Origin of the sequence: Flavobacterium sp. DSR3-2, assembly GCF_049896525.1 — a bacterium.
GTDB lineage: Bacteria > Bacteroidota > Bacteroidia > Flavobacteriales > Flavobacteriaceae > Flavobacterium.
In genome coordinates, this window is record NZ_JAFCUM010000005.1 from 1 (window position 1) to 23470 (window position 23470).

23 protein-coding genes are annotated in these 23470 nt (G+C 34.2%); 9 read left to right on the top strand and 14 right to left on the bottom strand.

Translation table 11 applies throughout. From position 1 onward, the window contains the following. Positions 1-142: 142 nt before the first annotated feature. The 5 genes from ACP7AV_RS08040 to ACP7AV_RS08060 all read right to left on the bottom strand — a co-directional run bounded on the left by ACP7AV_RS08040 (position 143) and on the right by ACP7AV_RS08060 (position 5481). A complete protein-coding gene (locus ACP7AV_RS08040; RefSeq protein ID WP_426091506.1) occupies positions 143-1663 on the bottom strand; it encodes an amidohydrolase family protein in 1521 nt (506 codons plus the stop codon). Between the two features lie 104 nt (positions 1664-1767). Next, positions 1768-2670 (bottom strand): LytTR family transcriptional regulator DNA-binding domain-containing protein, encoded by a 903-nt coding sequence (locus ACP7AV_RS08045; protein WP_426091507.1) that lies wholly within the window; start codon positions 2668-2670, stop codon positions 1768-1770. 145 nt (positions 2671-2815) lie between these two features. Further along, a complete protein-coding gene (locus tag ACP7AV_RS08050) occupies positions 2816-3676 on the bottom strand; it encodes an NAD(P)-dependent oxidoreductase (protein ID WP_426091508.1) in 861 nt (286 codons plus the stop codon). 192 nt (positions 3677-3868) lie between these two features. Next, positions 3869-4219 carry a hypothetical protein gene (locus tag ACP7AV_RS08055; RefSeq protein ID WP_426091509.1) on the bottom strand — a complete coding sequence of 117 codons (351 nt, stop codon included), beginning with the start codon at positions 4217-4219 and terminating at the stop codon, positions 3869-3871. Between the two features lie 89 nt (positions 4220-4308). Beyond that, positions 4309-5481, bottom strand: coding sequence for a retropepsin-like aspartic protease (locus ACP7AV_RS08060; protein ID WP_426091510.1), 1173 nt, complete (start codon positions 5479-5481; stop codon positions 4309-4311). A 433-nt stretch (positions 5482-5914) separates the two neighbouring features. Here ACP7AV_RS08060 and ACP7AV_RS08065 point away from each other — a divergent pair, with 433 nt between their 5' ends. Beyond that, complete coding sequence (locus ACP7AV_RS08065) at positions 5915-7321, top strand: APC family permease (protein ID WP_426091511.1); 1407 nt, start codon at positions 5915-5917, stop codon at positions 7319-7321. Between the two features lie 477 nt (positions 7322-7798). Here the strand turns inward: ACP7AV_RS08065 and ACP7AV_RS08070 are convergent, their stop codons facing one another. Then, on the bottom strand, positions 7799-9247 hold the full coding sequence (locus ACP7AV_RS08070; protein ID WP_426091512.1) for a glyceraldehyde-3-phosphate dehydrogenase: 1449 nt from the start codon (positions 9245-9247) through the stop codon (positions 7799-7801). A 158-nt stretch (positions 9248-9405) separates the two neighbouring features. Next, entirely contained in the window at positions 9406-10806 is a 1401-nt protein-coding gene (locus tag ACP7AV_RS08075; RefSeq protein WP_426091513.1) for a trypsin-like peptidase domain-containing protein, read from the bottom strand. Between the two features lie 137 nt (positions 10807-10943). Here ACP7AV_RS08075 and dapF point away from each other — a divergent pair, with 137 nt between their 5' ends. From dapF to ACP7AV_RS08100, 5 genes are all read left to right on the top strand, one after another. Further along, a complete protein-coding gene (gene dapF, locus ACP7AV_RS08080; protein ID WP_426091514.1) occupies positions 10944-11747 on the top strand; it encodes a diaminopimelate epimerase in 804 nt (267 codons plus the stop codon). Positions 11748-11779: 32 nt separating this feature from the next. Continuing rightward, positions 11780-12313 (top strand): GNAT family N-acetyltransferase, encoded by a 534-nt coding sequence (locus ACP7AV_RS08085; protein ID WP_426091515.1) that lies wholly within the window; start codon positions 11780-11782, stop codon positions 12311-12313. A 90-nt stretch (positions 12314-12403) separates the two neighbouring features. Next, positions 12404-13444, top strand: coding sequence for an endolytic transglycosylase MltG (gene mltG / locus ACP7AV_RS08090; protein ID WP_426091516.1), 1041 nt, complete (start codon positions 12404-12406; stop codon positions 13442-13444). 2 nt (positions 13445-13446) lie between these two features. After that, a complete protein-coding gene (locus ACP7AV_RS08095) occupies positions 13447-14361 on the top strand; it encodes a DUF2279 domain-containing protein (protein WP_426091517.1) in 915 nt (304 codons plus the stop codon). Positions 14362-14458: 97 nt separating this feature from the next. Then, positions 14459-15100, top strand: a complete 642-nt coding sequence (locus ACP7AV_RS08100) for a peptidoglycan-binding protein LysM (protein WP_426064381.1) — start codon at positions 14459-14461, stop codon at positions 15098-15100. Positions 15101-15171: 71 nt separating this feature from the next. On the opposite strand, the gene ACP7AV_RS08105 is transcribed toward ACP7AV_RS08100, so the two are convergent. The 7 genes from ACP7AV_RS08105 to udk form a co-directional block, all read right to left on the bottom strand. Continuing rightward, positions 15172-15690: a hypothetical protein gene (locus ACP7AV_RS08105; RefSeq protein ID WP_426091518.1), complete on the bottom strand. Its 519-nt coding sequence runs from the start codon at positions 15688-15690 to the stop codon at positions 15172-15174. A 331-nt stretch (positions 15691-16021) separates the two neighbouring features. Next, positions 16022-18160 (bottom strand): methylmalonyl-CoA mutase, encoded by a 2139-nt coding sequence (scpA, locus tag ACP7AV_RS08110; RefSeq protein WP_426091519.1) that lies wholly within the window; start codon positions 18158-18160, stop codon positions 16022-16024. A gap of 33 nt (positions 18161-18193) precedes the next feature. Further along, positions 18194-18493 carry a type II toxin-antitoxin system RelE/ParE family toxin gene (locus ACP7AV_RS08115; RefSeq protein ID WP_426091520.1) on the bottom strand — a complete coding sequence of 100 codons (300 nt, stop codon included), beginning with the start codon at positions 18491-18493 and terminating at the stop codon, positions 18194-18196. Beyond that, positions 18480-18713, bottom strand: coding sequence for a hypothetical protein (locus ACP7AV_RS08120; RefSeq protein WP_426091521.1), 234 nt, complete (start codon positions 18711-18713; stop codon positions 18480-18482). The genes ACP7AV_RS08115 and ACP7AV_RS08120 overlap by 14 nt, the downstream gene beginning before the upstream one ends. A 72-nt stretch (positions 18714-18785) precedes the next feature. Beyond that, positions 18786-20150: a methylmalonyl-CoA mutase subunit beta gene (locus ACP7AV_RS08125; RefSeq protein WP_426091522.1), complete on the bottom strand. Its 1365-nt coding sequence runs from the start codon at positions 20148-20150 to the stop codon at positions 18786-18788. Positions 20151-20194: 44 nt separating this feature from the next. After that, entirely contained in the window at positions 20195-20521 is a 327-nt protein-coding gene (locus tag ACP7AV_RS08130; RefSeq protein WP_426091523.1) for an FtsB family cell division protein, read from the bottom strand. A gap of 138 nt (positions 20522-20659) precedes the next feature. Continuing rightward, positions 20660-21268, bottom strand: a complete 609-nt coding sequence (gene udk, locus ACP7AV_RS08135; RefSeq protein WP_091204063.1) for a uridine kinase — start codon at positions 21266-21268, stop codon at positions 20660-20662. A gap of 150 nt (positions 21269-21418) precedes the next feature. Here udk and ACP7AV_RS08140 point away from each other — a divergent pair, with 150 nt between their 5' ends. The 3 genes from ACP7AV_RS08140 to ACP7AV_RS08150 all read left to right on the top strand — a co-directional run bounded on the left by ACP7AV_RS08140 (position 21419) and on the right by ACP7AV_RS08150 (position 23434). Further along, complete coding sequence (locus tag ACP7AV_RS08140) at positions 21419-22000, top strand: Crp/Fnr family transcriptional regulator (RefSeq protein ID WP_426091524.1); 582 nt, start codon at positions 21419-21421, stop codon at positions 21998-22000. Between the two features lie 90 nt (positions 22001-22090). Further along, on the top strand, positions 22091-22843 hold the full coding sequence (locus tag ACP7AV_RS08145; RefSeq protein WP_426091525.1) for a pirin family protein: 753 nt from the start codon (positions 22091-22093) through the stop codon (positions 22841-22843). Positions 22844-22903: 60 nt separating this feature from the next. Beyond that, positions 22904-23434, top strand: a complete 531-nt coding sequence (locus ACP7AV_RS08150) for a YceI family protein (RefSeq protein WP_426091526.1) — start codon at positions 22904-22906, stop codon at positions 23432-23434. Positions 23435-23470: the final 36 nt, after the last annotated feature.

Sequence of the window (23470 nt, forward strand, 5' to 3'; positions counted from 1 at the left end):
TTGTTTCCAACTTTTCCAACAAGCCGCTGGGGATGGCATTTTTTACTCGAAAAACATCAAGATATCGCTCAGTTTAAAAAGTTGTTAATAACTTAAGTCTGCTTTACATAGGAACCCTAGCTGTAGCGAATAGTGCTTTTTTTTACTTAATATATTCGTTAATTTTTATATTTCTATTTTCATTATTCGCTTTTTCTATTGCTTTTAGAGTAGTTGAGATTTGGGTTTTACCAATCATATATTTGTCAAAAAACACATATTCAATAGTCTTTGTGTTTTTAATATCTTCTAATGGATTTTTTGTAAGTATCACTAAATCTGAATTATAGCCTATTTTAATTTTTCCAGTATTGCTTTTCATCCAACTACTTGGTGCTACGGTTGCCGAATAGAGTGCTTGTGAGTTTGTCATTCCCGATTTAGATAAAGATTCTAATTCATTATGAAGAGAAAATCCTGGGACAACAGTTGCTACATTGGCGTCTGTTCCTGCCATAATTGTAACTTTATTATCAACCAATGCTTTTGTCATAATATGAATAGCTTCTGCATAAGTATTCCAAAAAGCTAATGATATTTTTCTTGCTTCGGGTTCATCTTTTCCATCATATTCATATCCATTTTTACTTGGTAACCAGCCTAATTTATAAAGTGGAGTTCCTTCAATAATTTTAGGATTGGCATATTTTAATTCTATTTCTTTAAGCTTAGATTTTAAGGCAAATCTTTGTTTTGGAAGACTTTCAATTAACGAAATAGTTGAAGTAACACTAATATTGTTCTCTTTTAACTTTTTTGCAATTTGGTCTGAATGTGCCTTTAAAAAATTGATGTATTCTTTTGGGTTTTTAGAAATTGATTTTCCGAAATCATCCATATTTTTTACAGTTATTTCTTCAATGTGAGCAATCTCTTTTTGACCTGATTGATAAAAAGTTTTTAAATTAACTAAAGGGATATGACCAATGACAGGAATATTGTTCTCTTGGGCAATCTCTAGTGTTGTTTTAAACATTTCCGGAGTAACAAAACCATACATTTTAACTGCATCATAGCCTTGTTCTTTTATTCTTTTTACCTCCTTTTGCGCATCACTTTTAATTGAATAATTGATGGACTGTCTAGTCCAACTATAATAATATCCGGTTAATCCACTCTCACTATATATTGGTGGAGAGGCGATAAACATTCGTGGTCCAATGCCATTATTCTGTAACGACTTTCTCCATTCTAAAGTTATAGGTCTTCCAGCCATTTCTCTAACATAAGTTACACCATTAGCTAAATATAAAAATAAATCATTCTTACTTTCTTTTAAATGAACGTGAGAATCTATAAGACCTGGAATCAAATATTTATTTGTACCATCAATAATGATAGAAGTGCTATCCATTAGTTGATTTATGCCTAAACGAATTATCTTTCCATTTTTAATAATTACATCTTGATTTTTAATAAAATAAGTACAATCTTCTGAAAGTACGTTGGTGTTTTTTATTTGAATTATTTTAGATGGTTTAACAATTGAAGAAATATTTATTACTTCAGTTGATTTGCCCAAAACCTTATGTAATTCATTATCTGCCCATATAAAAATGCCAATAAGAATGACTAACAATATCATGACGGCATAGAGAAATCTCCTAAACCATAGTTTTTTCATAAATTATTTATTTTGATTTGAGAGGCAAAAATAAATGAAAAACCACTGTGATATAACGTGTGTTGAGTGATTAGGTATGAAATATGCAGTTTTAGGTACGGAAATTATAAGGACAATAAATGCTCCTTATAATTTTTAGAAACAGGCAGTTCAATTTGAGTCAGAAATATGGTGTCTTGATTTTTCCAAGCTTTGAAATGCGTTGGATTTATTAAATGTGAGCGATGGATTTGAACTAAAAAATCAAAATCTTTATGAACTTTTTTAAGCGTACTGCGAATTAATTTTGTTTTTATTTGGTTGTCTTCTGTATAGAAGAGTTCGACATAATTCTGAGAGTTAGAGACACAAACCAAGGCGTTTTTTCTTATTTTTAAAATATCTAATTTATTTTCGCCTTTAATAATTATATTTTCATCTTGCATTGGAATTAGCTTAACAGAATATATCCTAGCCAAAACTATAATTGGAGTTGAAATTAAGGCTGATTTAAGAATTATTACTCGTAAAAAATCAAAAAAACTATATCCTCCATTTAAAATTGGACATTTGTAATAGACATATGTAAATACTAAAAAAAGTAAATGAAAAAGCATAAGAGTAACTATTTCAAAAACAATATTCCATTTTGATGCTTTTTGATAAACACTTCTTTGAATTATAGCAATTAATCCATAGCATAGAAATGAAATTAGGCTAAATCCAACACTTATAAGAATCCATACATTTAAACTTATTGTTCCATCGTCAAATGGCCTAATAAAAAAAGCGAAAATAAAAAACCAAACAGTGATAAAAATTCCGATTAGTAAATGATGTTTTATTGAAGGATTTAATTTTTTCATTTTAATAAAAGTGATTACTAAGTTAGCATGTCCAATAGTTGTTTTTTGAAATTTATCTAAATCTACAACAGATATTTGCCTATTGGTAGTTAGTTTTAGTCGGTTCGGTTGCATTTCTGCCAACTTCTTTATAACCAAAACAAACTTTCGCAAAGCATCCAATATTTGGATGGATTTGCGAAAATTTTTACAGCTCCTAAAGTGCACTAATTTTTCTTACAATTTAATGAAAAAGATAAAAAGCATGCTATTGCGGTTTACACGAGAGAAGGAAGTGGTATAATGGTTTTCATAAAAGTTCCGGATACTACTTATTTTTTAAACTGCTAATAATCGCCATAACATCTTGATCGCCTAATCCTTCTTGTTCTGCTGCAGCATAACTGTCGTACAAAGGATGAATCAACGGGGAATTAAGTCCGGCTTCTTTGGCCAGTCTTAAGTCTTTGACTAAATGTTTCAACGCAAATGCTGCCGGATAAGAATCGTTGAGTATGGAAGGTGTTTTTATATTCGTGATTCCGTTGCCGCAAGCGCCTTGATTGATGATGTTGAGCATGTCTTCTTTGCTTACGCCATTTTTCTCGGCAAATAAAACCGTTTCGGCTATTCCTAGAAGGTTCAATCCTAATAAATAATTGATGGCTAATTTAGCTGAACTTGCCACGCCAGGTTCGCCTACGTGAATCGCAATTTTACCCAAAACGTCAAATATCGGTTTGGCTAATTCGTAGTCTTCAGTTGAAGCGCCGACAAGAATGACCAAAGTTCCGTCTTGTGCCGGTTTTACACTTCCAGAAACGGGAGCATCTATGAAATGTACGTTATGTTGGTTGCAAATGGTGTTTAAATAACGCGAGGTTTCTGGAGCAACCGTACTCATATTGATGATGGTTTTGCCAGGAGTGGTTTTAGACAATAAACCTGTTGGTCCCTCAAAAACTTCTTTTACGGCTGCATCATTGGACAACATCGTCAAAATTACGTCGCAATTTTCTATAAGTTCTTGTAAACTGCTGGCAGATTTTGCTCCTGCAGCCAGTAATGGCGCTTCTTTCTCTTTGGTACGATTGAAAACGGATACTTCAAAACCCGCTTTGAGTAGGTTCATAACCATCGGGTTTCCCATGTTGCCAAGACCTGTCCATCCTAATTTTAATGTATTCATAATTTTTAGTGCTAAATGATACGTTTCCTGTTTTGGTTTTAAAGCTAGAATAGCGTTAGGAAAGCAGCACTAAAGTACGTTTTATTTCTGGGAAAGAAATAAAAATTAGCTAGAGGAATAGCGGTATTATTTTAAGTTTTGTTTTTTCATAAAAAGAAACTTCATGTCGCTTTTGTTCAGGTTTTAGATACCTTATTGATACAAATATTCCAAAAGTAAATTAGTAAGTTTATAGAGTGCAATTCCCAAGCCTATTCCAATTAGAAACCAAAAAAATCTTTGCTTTTTCTCTATTTTTACAAATTGTTCCTTGAGCAATAGGCCATTTTCCTTTAATTCAAGTTTGATTTCTTTTTTCTCGAATTGTTTGTATTTTGATTCCAATATTAAATCTCTGGCGTGTAGTTTTATGTCATGGGTGATTCCAGAAAAAGAAAACTTTTTAGAAATTCTTTTTCCATTCAGTAAAACACTTTCAATTCCAAAAATAGAGTTACAGAATTCTATTTTATTTGAGTCGATATTAAATTCAGCGTATTTCATTTTTAGTTTGATTTTTTATAATGTTCCGCTGCTTTGAAATGTTGTATGGAATTACACACTATATCAATACAGTTTTTTGTAGTAATTTTTTACAATGTTATTATGTTAATCTCACCTTTTTTATTTCTTATTTTTATTTCTGAAACTGTTATATTCTCAAAAATTGATTTATTAATAAAATCACATAATTTATAGTTTTCGTAGTATTTGCCATTAATTTCAATGATTTCGTCACCGTAATTTATTTTAGCTTTCAATTTTTCATCCCAGACAATACCGATGGAGAGCTTATTATTTATTATTGTCCGCGAAAACGGTAAATATTTTTCGATTAAATCTTTATTATGTTCATATTGTTCAAAATAAAATTTTTTGTTAATAAAATCAATTGTACCTATACCATTTTCGAATAAGCCAATTCCTATCCTCGAATTATTATCATTTGTAGTTGTAGTCGATATATTTAGGAAAGCTGAATTTGCAATCTTAATATGTTTAAGTAGTAATCTTACCTGTTCACTTTCTGGAGAAGTCCCGCTTAATCCAATGCTTTCTGAACCTTTTCCATTTGCAACTTCACTGAAAATTTTTTCATCTTTAAATTTTATATAATTTTTATGTGAAATATCATAAAAACCTTTCATTCCTGTATCCAATAGTACTTGTTCTTTGCCACTATCTTTTGAGCCCGTTAATTTTAACCATATAAAAGGACTACTTTGTTGCCCAAATAATGATAGTTTTGAACTATTTTCACTGTTTAAGTGAAGTTTTTTAAGATCATTAGTTATTATTAATATTTTATTTTTAACATCAATTTGAATAATCGAGTTTCTCAATAAATTACTTCCAATAAAACCATCAATTTCAAAACAATCAAATACTAAATTATTTTCGTCTTGCGAAGATAAGGCAACTGAATTTTCAAAAATAATACTACCTATTGTCAAATTTGGTAATTGAACAATATTCATTGTTGACTTTATTTGATTTGCATCACTAATTTTTAATTCCTGCAAACTTTCAAGATTTAAAATATTACTTAACCTTTTTGTTATTAAGTTTGGTGCACCTGTATCTAATAAAAATCTATATTTATTTTCATTTATTAATACTGAAACTATTATTTTTCCATTAACATATTCAAAAGGTATTTCTGAATAATAGTTTAATTCTTTCGATTTCCCTAAATTGAAATTTATATTTTGCGCAACACAATAATTTGAAATCAGAAGAAATATTACGATTCTAATATTTATCATTTGTTATTATATTTTGGGCTGAATTACCGTGAACTTGTTTATACTCGCCACAAAATTACGGCTATACACACCCCTAATCGGGTAGATTTTCGCTATTGAATTGCACCTTATATTTTTTCAAATATATTAAATTTTTCTTACAATTTTTCTACAAAATAATATATGTCTTTTTTATTGCAGTTTGCGTGAGGGAGGGAAGCGGCATCCTTTATTTTCTTTTTTTAAGAAAATAAAGATACAGCGTACCGCCCGACCCAAAGTGGCGAGGAGGAACGACAAAGCTATTGCAGGGTCACGCCCAAAAGAATAATCTCACTCTTCACCACTCATAATTCACTTTTCACTTTGCTGTCACTTTCCCCATTCCTTTTATGAAATTTCCAAAAAAAGTATATCTTTAGCCAACTAAAACCAAAACTCCAAAACAAAGAATATGGAAGACCAAAAACCAGACGATTTTAAAAGAGAATTAGGACTGCTCGACGGAACCATGCTTGTGGTGGGTTCTATGATAGGTTCCGGGATATTTATTGTAAGCTCGGATATGGTGCGGCAATTAGGTTCTGCCGGTTGGTTGATTGCGATGTGGGTGCTTACTGGCTCCATTACGGTGATTGCCGCCGTGAGTTATGGCGAGTTGAGCGCGATGTTTCCAAAAGCGGGTGGTCAATATGTGTACATCAAGGAAGCCTACGGGAAACTGGTGGGTTTCTTGTACGGTTGGAGCTTTTTTGCCGTGATACAAACCGGTACCATTGCTGCCGTGGGCGTGGCTTTTGCCAAATTTGCCGCCTATTTGTACGCACCTTTAAGTGATAAGAATATTTTATATGAAATAGGGGATTTCAAACTCAATGCGGCTCAGATTGTTTCTATTTTCACCATTATTTTGCTGAGTTACATCAACAGTCGCGGGGTGAAAAACTCGAAGATTTTGCAAACGGTTCTGACGGTTATCAAAATTCTATCGTTGGCAGGTTTGATTATTTTTGGTTTTATGGCTGCCAAAGCAGAAGTGTGGGACGCGAACTGGACGAATGCCTGGACTTCACAAACACTGAATGTAGAAACAGGTTCTTGGTTGCCCATCAGCGGAACGGCTTTGATATCTGGAATTTCGGCAGCATTAGTAGGTTCGATGTTCTCCAGCGTGGCTTGGGAAGGAGTGACTTTTATCGCCGGAGAAATAAAAAATCCAAAACGCAATGTGGGACTGAGTTTATTCTTGGGAACCTTAATGGTAAGTGTGATTTATATTTTGGCTAATTTCATGTACTTGGCGGTGGTGCCTTTGTACGAAATTGCAACGGCAGAATCTGATCGCGTGGCTGTTGTGGCTTCGCAAAGTATTTTTGGTTCGGTGGGAACATTAATAATCGCTGTGATGATTATGATTTCGACTTTTGCCTGCAATAACGGATTGATTATGGCGGGTGCCAGAGTGTATTACACGATGGCACAAGACGGTGTTTTCTTCAAGAAAGCAGCTGAACTGAATAAAGCCAGTGTTCCGGCTTGGTCTATCTGGGCGCAGTGTATTTGGGCATCGGCGTTGTGTCTCACGGGAAAATACGGTGATTTATTGGACTTTGTAGTCATCATCGTTTTGATATTTTACATCCTTACTATCCTAGGGATATTTATTCTTCGCAAGAAAATGCCAAATGCCGAAAGACCGTATAAAGCTTTTGGATATCCATTTTTACCAGGCCTTTACCTAATTATTGCTACGGCGATTTGTATCGCTTTATTGTATACTAAAACCAGTACCAGTGGTTGGGGTGTTTTGATAATGTTGATTGGGATACCGGTGTATTATTTGACAAAAGCTAAGGAGTAGTTTTTTTGTGAAAAGTGAGTTGTGAGAAGTGAATTGTGAGAAGTAAGAAGTAAAAAGTAAATGGTTTTTCGTGAATTGTAGAAGGGTTGATATATTCATTTTTCAAGTTTGATTTTTTTAAAATCAGGGAAGATCAGTGAAAATCTGCTAAATCCGCGTCATCTGCGTACTAATTCGGTATAATAATGACAGTAACACTTAATAAAAAAATCTGCTAAATCCGCGTCATCTGCGTACTAATTCGGTACAATAATGACAGTAACACTTAATAAAAAAATCTGCTAAATCCGCGTCATCTGCGTGCTAATTCAGTGTAATAAAAAAACCAAAACAAAAAAATCCGTCTCGTTTTGATAACGCGACGGATTTTCTATTAAATTCAGGTTGGGTTGCTATTGCTTTAAATTTAAAACTAATGAGACTAAAAACTAAAAATAAAAAAATTACAACTGCAATCCACAACCTGTAAACGGCAGGCTAGTAATACGTAAAACGTCTTACTTTGGCAATGTATTTTGCTAATCGGATTACTTGGTGGCTGTATCCGTATTCGTTATCATACCAAATGTACAACACGATGTTTTTTCCGTCTTTTGAAACGATTGTGGCATTACTGTCGTAAATGGCAGGAGCTGATGTTCCTACAATATCCGAAGAAACCAACTCGTTATTCATGGAATATTTTATTTGCTCAACCAATTCCCCTTCCAATGCATATTTCTTCATGATGGCATTGATCTCTTTAACCGAAGTTGTTTTTGAAACTTCCAGATTCAAAACTACCAATGAACCGTTAGGAACCGGAACCCGAATCGCATTTGAGGTTAATTTTCCTTCCAATGAGGGTAATGCTTTTGCAACAGCACTTCCGGCGCCCGTTTCGGTAATCACCATATTCAATGCTGCAGCTCTTCCACGACGGTATTTTTTGTGCATATTATCCACAAGATTCTGGTCGTTTGTATACGCATGAATGGTTTCTAAATGTCCTTTGACAACTCCCAATGTATTTTCAACAACTTTCAGGATTGGCGTGATTGCATTGGTAGTACAGGATGCGGCCGAAAAAATGTTGATTTCATCCGGATTATATTCATTTTGGTTTACGCCATGAACAATATTTGGTACTCCTTTTCCTGGAGCGGTAAGCAATACTTTATCAGCACCTTTAGAAACTAAATGTCTGGTCAAAGCTTCATGTGTGGTGAAAGCACCCGTGTTGTCAATAACCAATGCATTGTCAATTCCATAATGCGTATAATCAATTTCCTCAGGCGCATTTGCAGTAATGACATGTACGGTGGTTCCGTTGATGATCAAAGCATTATTTTCAGGATCAGCAGTTACAGATCCTTGAAAATCACCATGAATAGAATCGTATCGCAATAAGGAAGCTCTTTTTTCTAATGTGGTAGCATCATTTTTATCACGTGTTACAATTGCTCGCAATCGCAATTGACTTCCTTTTCCAGTTTTTGACATTAACTCTCTGGCAAGCAATCGACCAATTCTCCCAAAACCATACAGTACAACATCTTTTGGATGAATTTCCTCTGAGTTTTTTGCGTTCTTTAATTTGTCAATTACAAAATACTTTGCATCAGGATATTTTTCATCTTCTAAATGGTATTCATACGTAAGTTTTCCAATGTCTAATTTTGCAGGAGGTAAATTCAATTCTAAAATAGCTTTTGCAATTTTAACAGAATCAAAGATAGAAATGGGTTTGCCCACAAATTCTCCGGCATATTCATGCAGGTTGATGATGTCACTGACATTTCGGTCAATTAATTGATTGCGAAATAAGACCATTTCAATTGATTTGTCGTACCATAAATCGCTGATGATTTTAATCAGTTTTACTCCCGCACGTCTTCTGTCGGCTTGAAAAGAAACTTCTTTTTCGTATAAAGTTGTGGTGTCCATGTTAAAAATTTAGTGAAAATAAGTTAATGTATTTTTTAAAATTTGGCGCAAAAATACCCATTTCAATCGATTTCGTAAGCTATTTTGTCAATTATTTGCAAAATAAAAAGCCATCTTAATTTTTTAAGATGGCTTTAGTTTTCGAAAAGAGTATTGCGTTAGAGAATCACGCGCAGTACTTCACCGTTTTTATTAATCATTTCAATACGTACCGTTTGGCTTTCCTCTTTTTTATTCAAAAGTTTAGACACCGTTTCCACATCAGTAGCTTTGATATTGTCAATGCTCAAAATAATATTTCCTATCAACTCGTCTTCGTATTGTTTCAAATTTTGGCTGTTGATGGATTTAATTCGCACGCCGTAATCAATTTTGAATTTCTTTTTGTCAACTGCCTCAATGTTTTCTAATTCAATGCCTTTGAATTCCGTACTAAAAAATTCATTTTTGCTCAGAATTACAGGAATGCTTTTCGTTTTTCCTTCTCTGATGTATGTCACCTGCACTTTATCATTGGGTCTTTTTGTGTTGATGTATCCAGAAAGATCAGCAAAAGTAGCAACATTCAGTTCGTCTAATTTAATAATGATGTCGCCTTTGTTGAGTCCTGATTTTTCAGCACCGGAATTTTTTGTTACTTTATTAATGTAGAATCCCTGCGTTTGAGAAATCCCTAATTCTTTAGAAGCAGTTCCGTTTAATTCGCCACCTTCAACCCCCAGAATTCCACGTTGCACATTCCCAAATTCCATTAAATCTTCAATGATTTTTCGGGCAATGTTAGAAGGCACCGCAAAGGAATAACCTACGTAAGAACCTGTCATGGACGAAATCATAGTGTTGATTCCTACCAGTTCACCACGCGTGTTCACTAAGGCGCCACCACTGTTTCCTGGGTTTACTGCAGCATCTGTTTGTATGAAAGATTGGATTCCGCTAGTGTCTAAATCTCTGGCTTTCGCCGAAACAATTCCGGCGGTTACCGTGGACGTTAAATTATACGGATTTCCGACTGCCAAAACCCATTCGCCGACTTTCACCGCATCAGAATTGGCAAAAATGGTATAGGGTAATTTCTCTTCCGAGTCAATTTTTAATAAGGCAATATCCATTTTTGAATCGGTTCCAATGAGTTTTGCCTGATATGATTTTTTGTTGTTTAAGGTGATTTCAATTTCAGACGCACCTTTGATTACGTGATTGTTGGTTACGATATACCCATCTTCCGAAATAATTACTCCAGAGCCCGTCCCAACCTGTTCTTGCGATTGTCCGCCTTTATAACCATAGAAATATTCTAACATGGGATTCGTTATTGTTCGTCGCGAAACGTTTTTTACGTGAACAACCGTATGGATGGTTTTTTCTGCAGCCTCAGTAAAATCAATCACATCTGCGGATAATCCGACTTTCTTGCCATAAGAATTCGATGCCATGGTAACTGCTGAAATTTTGTCATTAGAAAAATATCCATTGGTGTCAAATAATAATTTGTAAGCTCCAAGAGTCATGGCTCCGCTCAACAACGAAACTAAAAATAAAGTTGAAAATTTTTTCATATTAAAATCGTTTTTAAAGATATTTATTCGTAAAAATAAAACTAAATTGCTTTGTTAAAATACAGTTTAACGCTCTTTAACAGTGATTAACATTTCATTAATAGTTCGTACTTTTGTTGGAATCAATACAAATTAAAATGCAACTAGAATTTTATAAATACCAAGGAACAGGAAATGATTTTGTAATGGTTGATAACCGTTCGGAATTTTTCCCAAAAGAAAATATACAACTCATTGCAAATTTATGTGACAGAAGTTTTGGAATAGGCGGCGATGGTCTTATCTTATTGGAAAATGATGCGATTGCTTCAGATCTCGCAGTGACTACAGATTTCAAAATGGTCTATTACAACTCTGATGGAAACCAAAGTTCCATGTGTGGTAATGGTGGCAGATGTTTAGTGGCTTTCGCCAAAAAGCTGAACATAATCGAGAATGAAACTACTTTCATAGCAACAGATGGTTTGCACCACGCAACAATTGGGGATGACGGATTGGTTTCACTTCAAATGATTGATGTTGATCAGGTAAAAGTAAGTTTAGATTATGTTTTTCTAAATACGGGTTCGCCGCATCATGTGCAATTGGTAGACGATTTAGAAAATTACAATATCAGGGAAAATGGAGCCGCGATCCGATACGGAGATTTGTATGGGAAAACAGGAAGTAACATCAATTTTGTCAAACAAATTGACGACACCACTTTTTCGTTACGAACATATGAAAGAGGTGTAGAAGATGAAACACTTTCTTGCGGAACAGGAGCGACGGCAGTTGCAATTGCGATGAATGTTTTAGGAAAAACGAATGCTTCGGAAATTGATTTGAATGTTGAAGGCGGAAAATTAGTCGTTTCTTTTGATAAAAAAGAAGAACAGTTTACTAATGTCTTCTTGAAAGGACCAGCGGAATTTGTATTTAAAGGAACGATTGAGATTTAACTAAAACCCAAAACCAAGAACCAAATACCTAAATGAAAACATTAAAAGGCGACAACATCTATATTCGTGCATTAGAACCCAATGATTTGGAGTTTGTATATGCCATAGAAAACGACCAGAGCATTTGGGAAGTCAGTAATACGCATACGCCGTACAGCCGGTTTTTGGTCAAACAATATTTAGAAAATGCCCATCAGGATATTTATGAAGCCAAGCAATTGCGATTGGCTATTTGTCAGGATCAGGATTTTCCGGCCTTGGGTTTAATTGATTTATTTGATTTTGATCCAAAGAATAATAGGGCAGGAGTTGGTATTGTTATCCAAGACAACGAAAACCGAAAACAGAATATTGGTTCAGAAGCATTGGGGTTATTAATCGAATATGCTTTTTGTAATCTTAATTTACACCAGTTATATGCAAATATTGGTACCGAAAATGAAGCTAGTATAGCACTTTTTACTAAATTTGGATTCGAAATGATTGGTGTAAAGAAAGACTGGACCTTTGTGAACGGAATTTATAAAGACGAAGCAATTTTTCAATTAGTCAATACTAAATTTTAAATTTTTTAGTTTTGAAACAATATCATTTAAAAATCAAGTATATAGGAAGAATGGTCGTATCATGATTCCAAGAAAAAAATAATACCACCTATGAATATCAAGAAAATCATCACGATTACGTCTGTTGTTTTAATATCCATATTAATGATTTACGGACTGATTATTTTACGTCAGATTTTTGCCGCCAATACAAAATTTGAAGATAAAGAAGTGTTTGTTTATGTCCCCACTGATTCAAAATACGAGGATGTCAAAAAGATAATTGCACCTTATGTGGATAATATGGAACGTTTTGAAATGGTGGCCAATAAAAGAGGTTATTCTGACAATGTGATTCCGGGGCGTTTTCTATTCACAAAAGGAATGAACAGTTATGAATTGGTAAAAACCTTGAGACTTAATTCGCCTGTAAAATTGGCTTTCAATAATCAGGAACGTGTAGAAAATTTAGCGGGACGTGTGAGTTCTCAAATTGAAGCCGACAGTTTATCATTATTGAATTCGTTCAAAGATTCTATTTTCTTGAAAGAAAACGGGTTCAATGAAGAGAATATTTTGGTAATGTTTATTCCGAATACGTATGAGATTTATTGGAACACAACAGCTGAAAAGTTCCGGGATAAAATGATTAAGGAATACCGTAATTTTTGGAATAAGGAAAAAGTCGCCAAAGCTCAAAAACAAGGATTAACTCCAATTGAAGCGACTATTTTGGCTTCAATCGTTCATAAAGAATCCGTAAAAAAAGATGAAAGACCAAGGATTGCAGGCGTTTATTTGAATCGTTTAAGAGCTGGAATGCCATTGCAGGCTGATCCAACCGTAATATTTGCGATGAAAAAGAAATCGAATGATTTTAATCAGGTAATCAAAAGAGTTTTTTACAATGATCTGACAATGTCACATCCTTATAATACATATATGAATGTTGGTCTGCCTCCTGGACCTATTGCTATGCCTGACATCACAGCGTTAGAAGCAGTTTTGGACCCTGAGAAAAATAACTTCATTTATTTCTGCGCAAGTGTAGAGCGTTTTGGATACCATGAGTTTGCTGCTACTTTAGAAGAACACAATAAAAACGCCAAAAAATATTCGGATTGGATCATCAGTCAAGGTGTGAAAAGATAGTTTTGAAATTTAAAGCACTCCTGATATTTTTATTGTTCATTGGATTTCAAATTGGTTTTTCACAAAACCGTGAGGATAATTTCTTTAAACCATCCGATTCTTTAAATAAGAAAAGGCAAAATACCGTTGTCATTTCGGAAGCTGTTTTGGCCACGGGAACTTTGGTAGGCTTAAACCAACTTTGGTACGCCAATTATTCCAAATCTGATTTTCATTTTATAAATGATAACGTGGAGTGGCTTCAAATGGATAAAGCCGGTCATGTATTTTCGTCGTATCAGCTAGGCCGATTTGGTGCTGAAATGTTGCAGTGGAGCGGCGCCAATAAAAAAAATCAATTATTATATGGAGCGGGTTTAGGCTTTGCATTTCTGACCGCAGTTGAGGTTTTAGACGGATATTCTTCTGACTGGGGTGCTTCTTCTGGCGATATAATTGCTAATGCTTCTGGTACAGCATTGTATGTTTCTCAGGAATTAATTTGGAACGAACAACGTATAACGCCGAAATTCTCTTTTCATACAACAAAGTATGCCAATTTTAGACCAGAAGTTCTAGGTAGTTCCTTCTCGGAGCAAATTTTAAAAGATTACAATGGACAAACATATTGGCTTTCGGTCAATTTACATTCTTTTGCTAAAGGTTCTAAAATACCAAAATGGCTGAATTTAGCTTTTGGATATGGAGCGGAAGGAATGCTGACCGGAAACAGAGATTACAGCGTTGCCTTATCGACTTCAAATTCAAAAAGATTCAGACAATTTTACCTTAGTTTGGATGTCGATTTAACAAAAATAAAAACAAATTCTCATTTTTTAAAGACCGTTTTTTCTGTTTTTAACACAGTTAAAATCCCTGCACCGGCAATTGAGTTTGTTCGTTTTAACGATGTAAAATACCACTTCATCTATTTTTAGAAAAGTTTAACTACCTGATTATCAGTATAATTATTTTTATTGTATCTTTGCATGTAGAAATTTCATAACGGGACAGCGTTTTGAAGAAAAACAATTTATGATTAAGAAATGGTATTTTTATACAAGTCTAACTGTAATTACAGTTTTTTTGAGCTCAGGTTTTAGACCTTTTAATTTAGAAACCAACCCATGGTTTCTCATCAATGAAGAAGATGGAACACACTACTTATATCCATCACAAGAACAAGAAGAATACACCAATTTAAATATCCCTTATACCGGAAATTTCTTTATCGGCTTCAAAGAAGCAATCGGTTATAGAGAGTCTGAAAATAAATATAAAAAAATCAATTCTTTGGGTTACATGGGTAAATACCAGTTTGGTATAGAAACATTAAAATCAGTTGGCTTATACAATCGCTCCGCTTTTTTAAATAGTCCTGAACTTCAAGAAAAAGCTTTTTTGGCGCTTTTAGCAAAAAATAAATGGGAATTGAAAACAGAAATTGAAAAATATGAAGGTACTATATTAAATGGTATCCAAATTACGGAATCCGGCATTTTAGCTGCTGCACATTTAGGAGGTGCAGGATCTGTAAAAAAATATTTTAAACACAAAGGCAAACGCAATTTCAGGGATGCTTACGGAAGCTCAATACGAAGTTATATAAAAATGTTTGGAGGTTATGACACTTCGTTCATCATTGCCGATATTAATGCAAAAGTAAAAAAAGTGTAATCACTTTTTTTTATGATAAAAAATAGGCTGTCAAAATGTTGACAGCCTATTTTTTGTTACTTTCAATTAGATTATTTTGCCTTTAGGATTTCCCCATTAGGACGAACTAATAGTTTAACGACTTCCTTATCTTTTTTAATTTTAATGTTATATTGTTTGTTGATTACGTCTCCATCTTCCTGAGTATAAAGAAAACTATCATTTACAATAGACCAACCAGGATATGTTCTGTAAATGGAGTAGATAACTTCACTTGGAAGTCGAACGTTTTTAAAATTTTCTATTACACGCACCAATTTTCCGTTTTCATTATAGGTAGCAGTCGAAGAGCCGTTTTTTGATTCCATTACTACAAGGTATTCTTCAAAACCTTCAGCACCTTTTCCCAGATCAAAAGCAATAAATTGGTCTTCCACCATTTTTACCCTTTGATCAGGATTATTGTCAGGAATATATACAGAAAAATCAGTTCCAACTCTTTTAATTACAACTCCGGGCAGTTCTTCAATTTTGATTTTTCCTTTCTCGGTTACTTGACCATTCGTTGCGATAGTAATGGTTAAAATGAAGATGATAATAAGTGATTTCATAATATTTAGTTTTAAATTAATTATTGAGTTATTGCACTTGTAATACACTAATGAATGCCCAGGCTCGTTTTTTACTTACAATTTTTTTTAAATGTTTTAATAAATTGAATATCAGCATTTTAATGGATTAATTAACATCAGCCTATGTAAATTTACCTATTTTTTAAAGGCTTGGCTGTTAATGAATTCTATATCCAGTGTTAATAAAAATATCTCATTACGATTTTTTTTAATAGGAATTAAACACCTTATTTTTAATATGTTACCATAAAAAAAAGCACCAACTTTTCGATTGATGCTTTATACGTAATGAAATTTTTAGGGATAGTTTTTATTCGAAACTTCCCATTAAAATTTCTAATATTTTAATAGCCGCCTCGCTGATTTTTGTGCCGGGTCCAAAAACAGCAACTGCACCAGCATCAAATAAAAACTGATAATCTTGTGCAGGGATAACTCCGCCAACAACCACCATGATATCTTGCCGACCGTAATTTTTTAGTTCTTCAATCACTTGTGGTACCAGCGTTTTGTGTCCTGCCGCCAATGAGGAAACTCCCAAGATATGAACGTCATTTTCTACAGCTTGCTTAGCCGCTTCGGCTGGTGTTTGAAAAAGTGGACCAATATCAACATCAAAACCGACGTCAGCATAACCGGTAGCGACTACTTTAGCACCACGATCGTGTCCGTCTTGTCCCATTTTTGCAATCATAATTCGAGGGCGGCGTCCTTCTTTTTTTGCGAATTCATCTGCTAATTGCTTTGCTTTCTCAAAACTTTTGTCGTCTTTTATTTCTTTACTATACACACCGCTAAAGGATTTAATTTGTGCTTTGTATCTTCCAAAAACCGTTTCAAGCGCATCACTGATTTCTCCTAATGTAGTTCGATTTCTAGCGGCTTCAACGGCTATTTCCAGTAAATTCCCTTGACCGGTTTGCGCACAAAGGATTAATTTTTTCAGCGAATCCTGCACTTTTTCAGTATTTCTGGTTGCTTTGATTCGGTCTAATTGTTCCAATTGTTGCTTGCGGACCATTTGGTTATCCACATCCAAAATTTGTAAAGGATCTTCTTTTTCCAATCGATATTGATTCACGCCCACAATAATATCCTGACCGCTATCTATTCTGGCTTGTTTTCTGGCTGCCGCTTCCTCTATTCTAAGTTTTGGAATTCCAGATTCAATGGCTTTGGTCATTCCGCCTAGTTCTTCTACTTCTTCGATAAGTTTCCAAGCATTTTCGGCAATTTCATTTGTCAGGCTTTCGACATAATAACTGCCAGCCCATGGATCAACGGTTTTGGTTATTTTAGTTTCTTCCTGTAAATAAAGTTGTGTGTTCCTGGCAATTCTTGCAGAGAAATCCGTTGGTAAAGCTATGGCTTCATCCAATGCATTGGTGTGTAAAGATTGTGTTCCTCCAAAAGCTGCTGCGGCTGCTTCAATGCAGGTTCGGGCCACATTGTTGAATGGATCTTGCTCTGTTAAACTCCAACCCGAAGTCTGACAATGGGTTCGCAAGGCTAATGATTTATCGTCTTTTGGTTCAAATTGTTTCACCAGTTTTGCCCAGATCATTCTTCCGGCGCGCATTTTGGCAATTTCCATAAAATGATTCATTCCAATAGCCCAGAAAAAAGACAGGCGCGGAGCGAATTCATCAATCTTCATTCCGGTGGCTAACCCAGTTCTAATGTATTCCAAACCATCGGCTAATGTATAAGCCAATTCAATATCAGCCGTGGCTCCCGCTTCCTGCATGTGATATCCCGAGATAGAAATCGAGTTGAATTTCGGCATTTTTTTGCTGGTAAATTCAAAAATATCAGCAATGATTTTCATCGAAGGAGTTGGCGGATATATATACGTGTTACGCACCATGAACTCTTTTAAAATGTCATTTTGTATTGTACCGGAAAGTAATTCGGGTTTTACGCCTTGTTCTTCGGCGGCAACAATGTAGAAAGCCATAATAGGCAAAACAGCACCATTCATCGTCATGGAAACGGACATTTCGTCTAGCGGAATTTGGTCAAACAATACTTTCATATCTTCCACGGAATCAATCGCAACTCCTGCTTTTCCCACATCACCTACAACACGTTCATGATCGGAATCATAACCGCGGTGCGTAGGTAAATCAAAAGCTATGGAAAGTCCTTTTTGACCCGCAGCCAGATTTCGTCTGTAAAAAGCATTGCTTTCTTCGGCGGTTGAAAATCCGGCGTACTGTCTCACTGTCCAAGGTCGGCGAACGTACATTGTTGCATAAGGTCCGCGTAAATTCGGGGCAAAACCAGCTCCAAAATCAAGATGAGTAAGATTCTCAATATCTTGTTCCGAATACGTTTGTTTTAGTTCGATTCCCTCGGCGGTAAGAAATGCATCAGTTGAAGAATTTTCATTCTTCACGTTCAGCGTTGTATTTTCTAATTGTATATGTTGTAAATCTTTTCTTTTCATTTGTTTAGTACAAAGATTATAGTTATTGAAATTTTAATTCCTTTCAATCCATATTTCAGTATTTCTTGAAGTATGAAAAATAGCTTTAATGACAATTATGTGATCATAGCTGTTGAAATGCATTAAGGATGGGAACGTTTCAATTAAAGCCACTCTGGTATTGTCATATCTTATTTGAAAAAGTAGCGGATTTGATTTAATTATTTTTAAACTTTCCTTGAAAGAATTGGAGAACTTATCGCCCAATTTAGGTTGAATGCTTTTGTACCAATCCAAAGCTGTTTTGAAATCAAGTTTAGCTTCCTCTACAATTACAGTCCTATAACTCACCATCAATATCTTTTAGAAAATCGTCAATATCTTGAGCTGAAGAAGGATTCTTAAGATATTTCTCAGTTCTTTCTCTAACTTGGTCCATTTGCCATTGAGGGATTTCTACATTATTCGACTTTGGAAGAATAATCACTTCAACTTCATTAGCATTAAAATTATCCGGAAGTGTGATGCTTATTTTGTGATTTTTTACTTTAACGATTTGTCTTATGGCTTCCATTATTTTGTTTTTTTAGTAAAGTAAATATACTTTTTTGCAATAATAATACATCAAATAACAGCGTTGGGCTGACTATTCAAGATCCAATCGTTCTTGTTCTATTTTTTCTGCCAGACGTTTTTCTATTATTGGTGTAATCAATGTTTTTCTTGGTTTGACTTTTACAAAAGGGAACAGCTCTAAATCATGTTTCATTTTATCCTGTTTGTTGGGATGTTTGTTTGTTCCTAATAAAATTTCTTTCCCAGAATCAAACAATTGTTGAGCCGTATCTGCACTTTCCTGAATTTTCCTCTTTATAATTCCATCGTTAAGTTGTTTTAAGAAACCGCCATTCACCTCTATATCTTTGAATAAAGCCAATGATTTTTCAGCTAATTGATTGGTAAGATTTTCTATATAATAACTTCCGTCAGCCGGATTGTTTACTTTGTCGAAATAACTTTCATTCTTGAGAATCAACAATTGATTTCTCGCGATTCGGTCACCAAATTCATTGTCTTTGTGGTACAATGCATCGTATGGTAAATTGGCAATAGCATCCGCTCCGCCAATAATTGCACTCATACATTCAGTTGTGGTTCGCAACATGTTTACATTATAATCGTATAATGTTTTGTTTCGTTTAGTAGGAGAGACAATGATATTGCAATCAAGTTTGTGGTCATATTCCTTCGCAATCAGATTAAAAAGGAATCGTAACGCACGCAGTTTTGCAATTTCAAAAAAGTAATTTGTCCCAACGGCAACTTCAAAAACAATGGGTTTATTGATAATTTCAATTCTATTGAAATATTCATTGGCTTGTCCTAAACTATAGGCGATTTGCTGCACCATGTTGGCACCGGCATTTTGATACAAGGCGGAATTGATACTGATTAAAGATAAAGCTGTTGTTGATGACGAAAGTATATTCAGCGTGTCAAAATTGCTTTTTTCTTTGGTCGTAAACCAGTTTCCATCTTTAGCTAATTGCCCAATTGGGTCCAGATTACAGAAAATGGTGGTATTATTTTTCTTTGCAAAAGCATCTATTTTTTTAACGAAATCGATTGAAATAAATCCAAGATTAAAATAAACGGTAATTTTTTCTAATGGTAATTGCTCCAAAAAATTAGTAATATCAATTGATTCGTTTTCTATTGTAAATCTAAGGCTTTCTGCACCACGATTCAATGTGTCCAACGCCCTTTCTATTGATTTTTGAATATCATAGACAAATATATTTTGACAAATTTTAAATTCAGTCGCTTTAGTGAAAACAGGAAAAACTTTAGTAAACTCATCTTTGTGATAAAAAGGTTTTACCTGAATGTCTTCGGGAGAATTCCAAACTAAGGATTCATTATAATCCGCTCCATTGAGTTCAAACTGAATTTTTTGTTTCCATTGTTTGGAGGAAATGGGATTGAAATCATCGAAAAGATTTGTTGTCATTTTTTAGTTGATTAAATTGTGGTTTTAAATAATTAATATTTTAATTAATTATTTTTTTCAATCGTGTCACCTTCGAATTCAATGATATAAATATCTTCACTATCTTTTTTCATATAGTATTTTTCGCGGGCATATTTTTCTATTTGTTCTGAATTTTTTAATTGCTTGATGTTCTGCTGATCTTTTTTTATTTCTTCTTTGTAATAGGTCGTATTATCCTCTAAATCTTCGATTTGTTGATCCAAAATACGATGACCGAAGTAGGAATAATTATCCAAAAAAATCATCCAAACGCAAAAAAACAACAAGACCCAAACGTATTTGTTACTCAAGAATTTAAACCAAGATTTGTCTTTATACGGATTTGTCATTTTATCTTTTTTAGCCCCGATTACAGTGGAAATCCTTTTAGTAGGTGATGATGACGAAGGAAGATTCATCTACTAAAAGATTGCAACGGAAAGCGGGAAATAGCTCCTAATAATTATTCCACTAAAATTATAACTAAATTACAGAATTTTTTGATTTATTACTGCGCGAACCACATCAATGGCTACGGTGTTGTATTTGTCGTTTGGTATAATGATGTCAGCAAATGCTTTGGTTGGTTCGATGAACTGTTCGTGCATTGGTTTTAAAGTGGTTTGGTACCTGTTGATTACTTCATTCATGTCTCTACCACGTTCGGTAATATCACGTTTCATCCGTCGGATTAATCGCTCGTCAGAATCGGCGTGAACGTATATTTTTACATCAAATAGCTCTCTTAATTCTGGATTTGCTAAGATTAAAATCCCCTCTACAATCATCACTTTTCGAGGATGTGTAAAAACGGTATCGTCCGTTCTGTTGTGCGTTACAAACGAATATACAGGTTGGTGAATGTTATTTCCTTCTTTTAATTCCTTGAGATGAGCCACTAATAATTCGAAATCAATGGCACGTGGATGGTCAAAATTAATTAATGCTCTTTCATCGAATGAAAGTCCGTGGTTTTCTTTGTAATAAGAGTCTTGAGAAATAATACCAACTTCGGTTTGCGGTAATTCGTTCATAATCTGATGTACGACGGTTGTTTTTCCGCTTCCAGTACCGCCTGCAATTCCTATAATGAGCATAATTTTTTTGTTATGTTTTTATCGGAACAAAAATAGGAATTTAATCGGGAGCAGTTTTTCTTTTTTTAAGAAATATTGCTAATTTAATATATTTATTTAGTGGTTGTTATTTAACATTTTTTCTATCTTTATTTTCTAAATTTTAAAACATTGTATTCCCAAATTAATAAAAATATTAGCCGCTATGTCATTTTTGACGCAAATGAATTAGAAATTTTTGATTCATTATTGCAATACAAAGCCGTTCCGAAAAAAACGATAATGCTTCAGGAGGACGAGATGTGCAATTTTGAAGCTTTTGTTATTAAAGGTTGTGTTCGGAAATATTATATTGATGCCAATGGTTTTGAAGTTATACTACAATTTGCGATTGAAAATGCGTGGATTAGCGATATTTCTTTTAGTAATTACGAAGATAAACCAAGTCGAGTATATATCGAAACATTAGAAGATTGCGAATTTTTTATGTTTAGTCCGGAAACAAAAGAGGAATTATTCAGTAAAGCACCAAAGTTTGAACGCGCTTTCCGAATCCTGATGCAACGGAGCTTGGCTGTTACACAAGACCGCTTATTTAATACTATTTCTAAAACGGCAACCGAGAAATATTTAGAATTTCTCGAACATTATCCCACACTGTCGCAGCGTGTTGCCCAGCATTATATTGCTTCTTATCTTGGTATTTCAGCCGAATTTTTAAGTAAAGTAAGGACAAAAATCGCTAAACTTTAAATTCTTGTTATTTTTCATTTCTTGTCCTAGTTCAATGCCATCGCTTTTATTTTGACGCAACTTTGCATAAAACTATTAAAGATCATGACAATGGAAAAAACAGATAAAATTTCAGAAGAGACAATCACACATCATGTTTTGCACAAAGCAAACACGCGCGGTCATGCCAATCACGGTTGGTTAGAATCGTATCACACATTTAGTTTTGCGAATTATCAGAACCGAGAGCGAATGAATTTTGGAGTATTGCGCGTTCTTAATGATGACAGAGTCAGCCAAGGAATGGGTTTTGGAAAACATCCGCATGACAATATGGAAATTATTTCCATTCCTCTTGAAGGTGATTTAGAACACCAAGACAGTATGGGAAATACTACCATAATAAAAGAAGGGGATATTCAAGCGATGAGCGCTGGTACCGGAATTTTTCACAGCGAATATAACAAGAACAAAGATCAGTTGGTTAAGTTTTTGCAGATTTGGATTTATCCAAATAAAAAAAATGTAGCACCTCGTTATGACCAAGTTACTTTGGACTTGAAGGATCGTCACAATAAATTGCAGCAAATTTTATCGCCAAATCCAGAGGACGAAGGGGTTTGGATTCATCAAGATGCTTGGTTTCATATTGGAAAGTTTGACAACGATTTTTCTGCTTCATATGAGTTAAAAAAACCGGGAAATGGAGTTTATGCTTTTGTCTTAAAAGGAGATTTCACCATAGGAAACATCGCTTTGAATGAACGTGACGGTTTAGGAATTTGGGATACCAATTTGATTGAAATCATTGCTAATTCAGCCGATGCCGAAATCTTATTGATGGAAATACCGATGAGTATTTAAGCTAAGTTCAATGGCAATTTCAATAAAAATAGCAAATAATAATTTAAATAAAATAATATTATGTCAATAACAAAATGGGTAATTGACCCAACACACTCAGAAATAGGTTTTAAAGTGAAACACATGATGTTCACTAATGTTTCAGGTAAATTTTCAAAATTTGATGCAACGATTGAATCAGAAAATAACGATATTGAAAACTCAAAAATAGAATTTACCGGCGCAATCGATTCTATTACAACAGGAAATTCAGACAGAGATACGCATTTATTGAGTCCAGATTTTTTTGATGCTGCACAATTTCCAGAAATTAAATTCAGTGCTACTTCTTTCACCAAAATTAATGAAGGTGAATATGAATTAGTTGGAGATTTAACCTTACACGGTGTTACTAAATCAGTAAAATTAGCGGCAGATTATGGCGGATTAATGAAAGATCCATGGGGAAATACCAAAATGGCATTGTCATTAGAAGGCAAAATCAACAGGAAAGATTGGGGATTAAATTGGAATTCCGTTCTTGAAACTGGCGGTGTTTTAGTAAGCGAAGAAGTACGTTTGAATATCGAATTGCAGTTTTTGCAACAATAATTTAAAGTAAACAAACACAAATCTCAAAATACTATT

Bases quoted from the DNA above. Each gene is read 5' to 3' on its own strand.
- ACP7AV_RS08040 (WP_426091506.1), bottom strand. From the start codon at position 1,663: ATGAAAAAACTATGGTTTAGGAGATTTCTCTATGCCGTCATGATATTG.
- ACP7AV_RS08050 (WP_426091508.1), bottom strand. From the start codon at position 3,676: ATGAATACATTAAAATTAGGATGGACAGGTCTTGGCAACATGGGAAAC.
- ACP7AV_RS08055 (WP_426091509.1), bottom strand. From the start codon at position 4,219: ATGAAATACGCTGAATTTAATATCGACTCAAATAAAATAGAATTCTGT.
- ACP7AV_RS08060 (WP_426091510.1), bottom strand. From the start codon at position 5,481: ATGATAAATATTAGAATCGTAATATTTCTTCTGATTTCAAATTATTGT.
- ACP7AV_RS08065 (WP_426091511.1), top strand. From the start codon at position 5,915: ATGGAAGACCAAAAACCAGACGATTTTAAAAGAGAATTAGGACTGCTC.
- ACP7AV_RS08070 (WP_426091512.1), bottom strand. From the start codon at position 9,247: ATGGACACCACAACTTTATACGAAAAAGAAGTTTCTTTTCAAGCCGAC.
- ACP7AV_RS08075 (WP_426091513.1), bottom strand. From the start codon at position 10,806: ATGAAAAAATTTTCAACTTTATTTTTAGTTTCGTTGTTGAGCGGAGCC.
- dapF (WP_426091514.1), top strand. From the start codon at position 10,944: ATGCAACTAGAATTTTATAAATACCAAGGAACAGGAAATGATTTTGTA.
- ACP7AV_RS08085 (WP_426091515.1), top strand. From the start codon at position 11,780: ATGAAAACATTAAAAGGCGACAACATCTATATTCGTGCATTAGAACCC.
- mltG (WP_426091516.1), top strand. From the start codon at position 12,404: ATGAATATCAAGAAAATCATCACGATTACGTCTGTTGTTTTAATATCC.
- ACP7AV_RS08100 (WP_426064381.1), top strand. From the start codon at position 14,459: ATGATTAAGAAATGGTATTTTTATACAAGTCTAACTGTAATTACAGTT.
- ACP7AV_RS08105 (WP_426091518.1), bottom strand. From the start codon at position 15,690: ATGAAATCACTTATTATCATCTTCATTTTAACCATTACTATCGCAACG.
- scpA (WP_426091519.1), bottom strand. From the start codon at position 18,160: ATGAAAAGAAAAGATTTACAACATATACAATTAGAAAATACAACGCTG.
- ACP7AV_RS08115 (WP_426091520.1), bottom strand. From the start codon at position 18,493: ATGGTGAGTTATAGGACTGTAATTGTAGAGGAAGCTAAACTTGATTTC.
- ACP7AV_RS08120 (WP_426091521.1), bottom strand. From the start codon at position 18,713: ATGGAAGCCATAAGACAAATCGTTAAAGTAAAAAATCACAAAATAAGC.
- ACP7AV_RS08125 (WP_426091522.1), bottom strand. From the start codon at position 20,150: ATGACAACAAATCTTTTCGATGATTTCAATCCCATTTCCTCCAAACAA.
- ACP7AV_RS08130 (WP_426091523.1), bottom strand. From the start codon at position 20,521: ATGACAAATCCGTATAAAGACAAATCTTGGTTTAAATTCTTGAGTAAC.
- udk (WP_091204063.1), bottom strand. From the start codon at position 21,268: ATGCTCATTATAGGAATTGCAGGCGGTACTGGAAGCGGAAAAACAACC.
- ACP7AV_RS08145 (WP_426091525.1), top strand. From the start codon at position 22,091: ATGGAAAAAACAGATAAAATTTCAGAAGAGACAATCACACATCATGTT.
- ACP7AV_RS08150 (WP_426091526.1), top strand. From the start codon at position 22,904: ATGTCAATAACAAAATGGGTAATTGACCCAACACACTCAGAAATAGGT.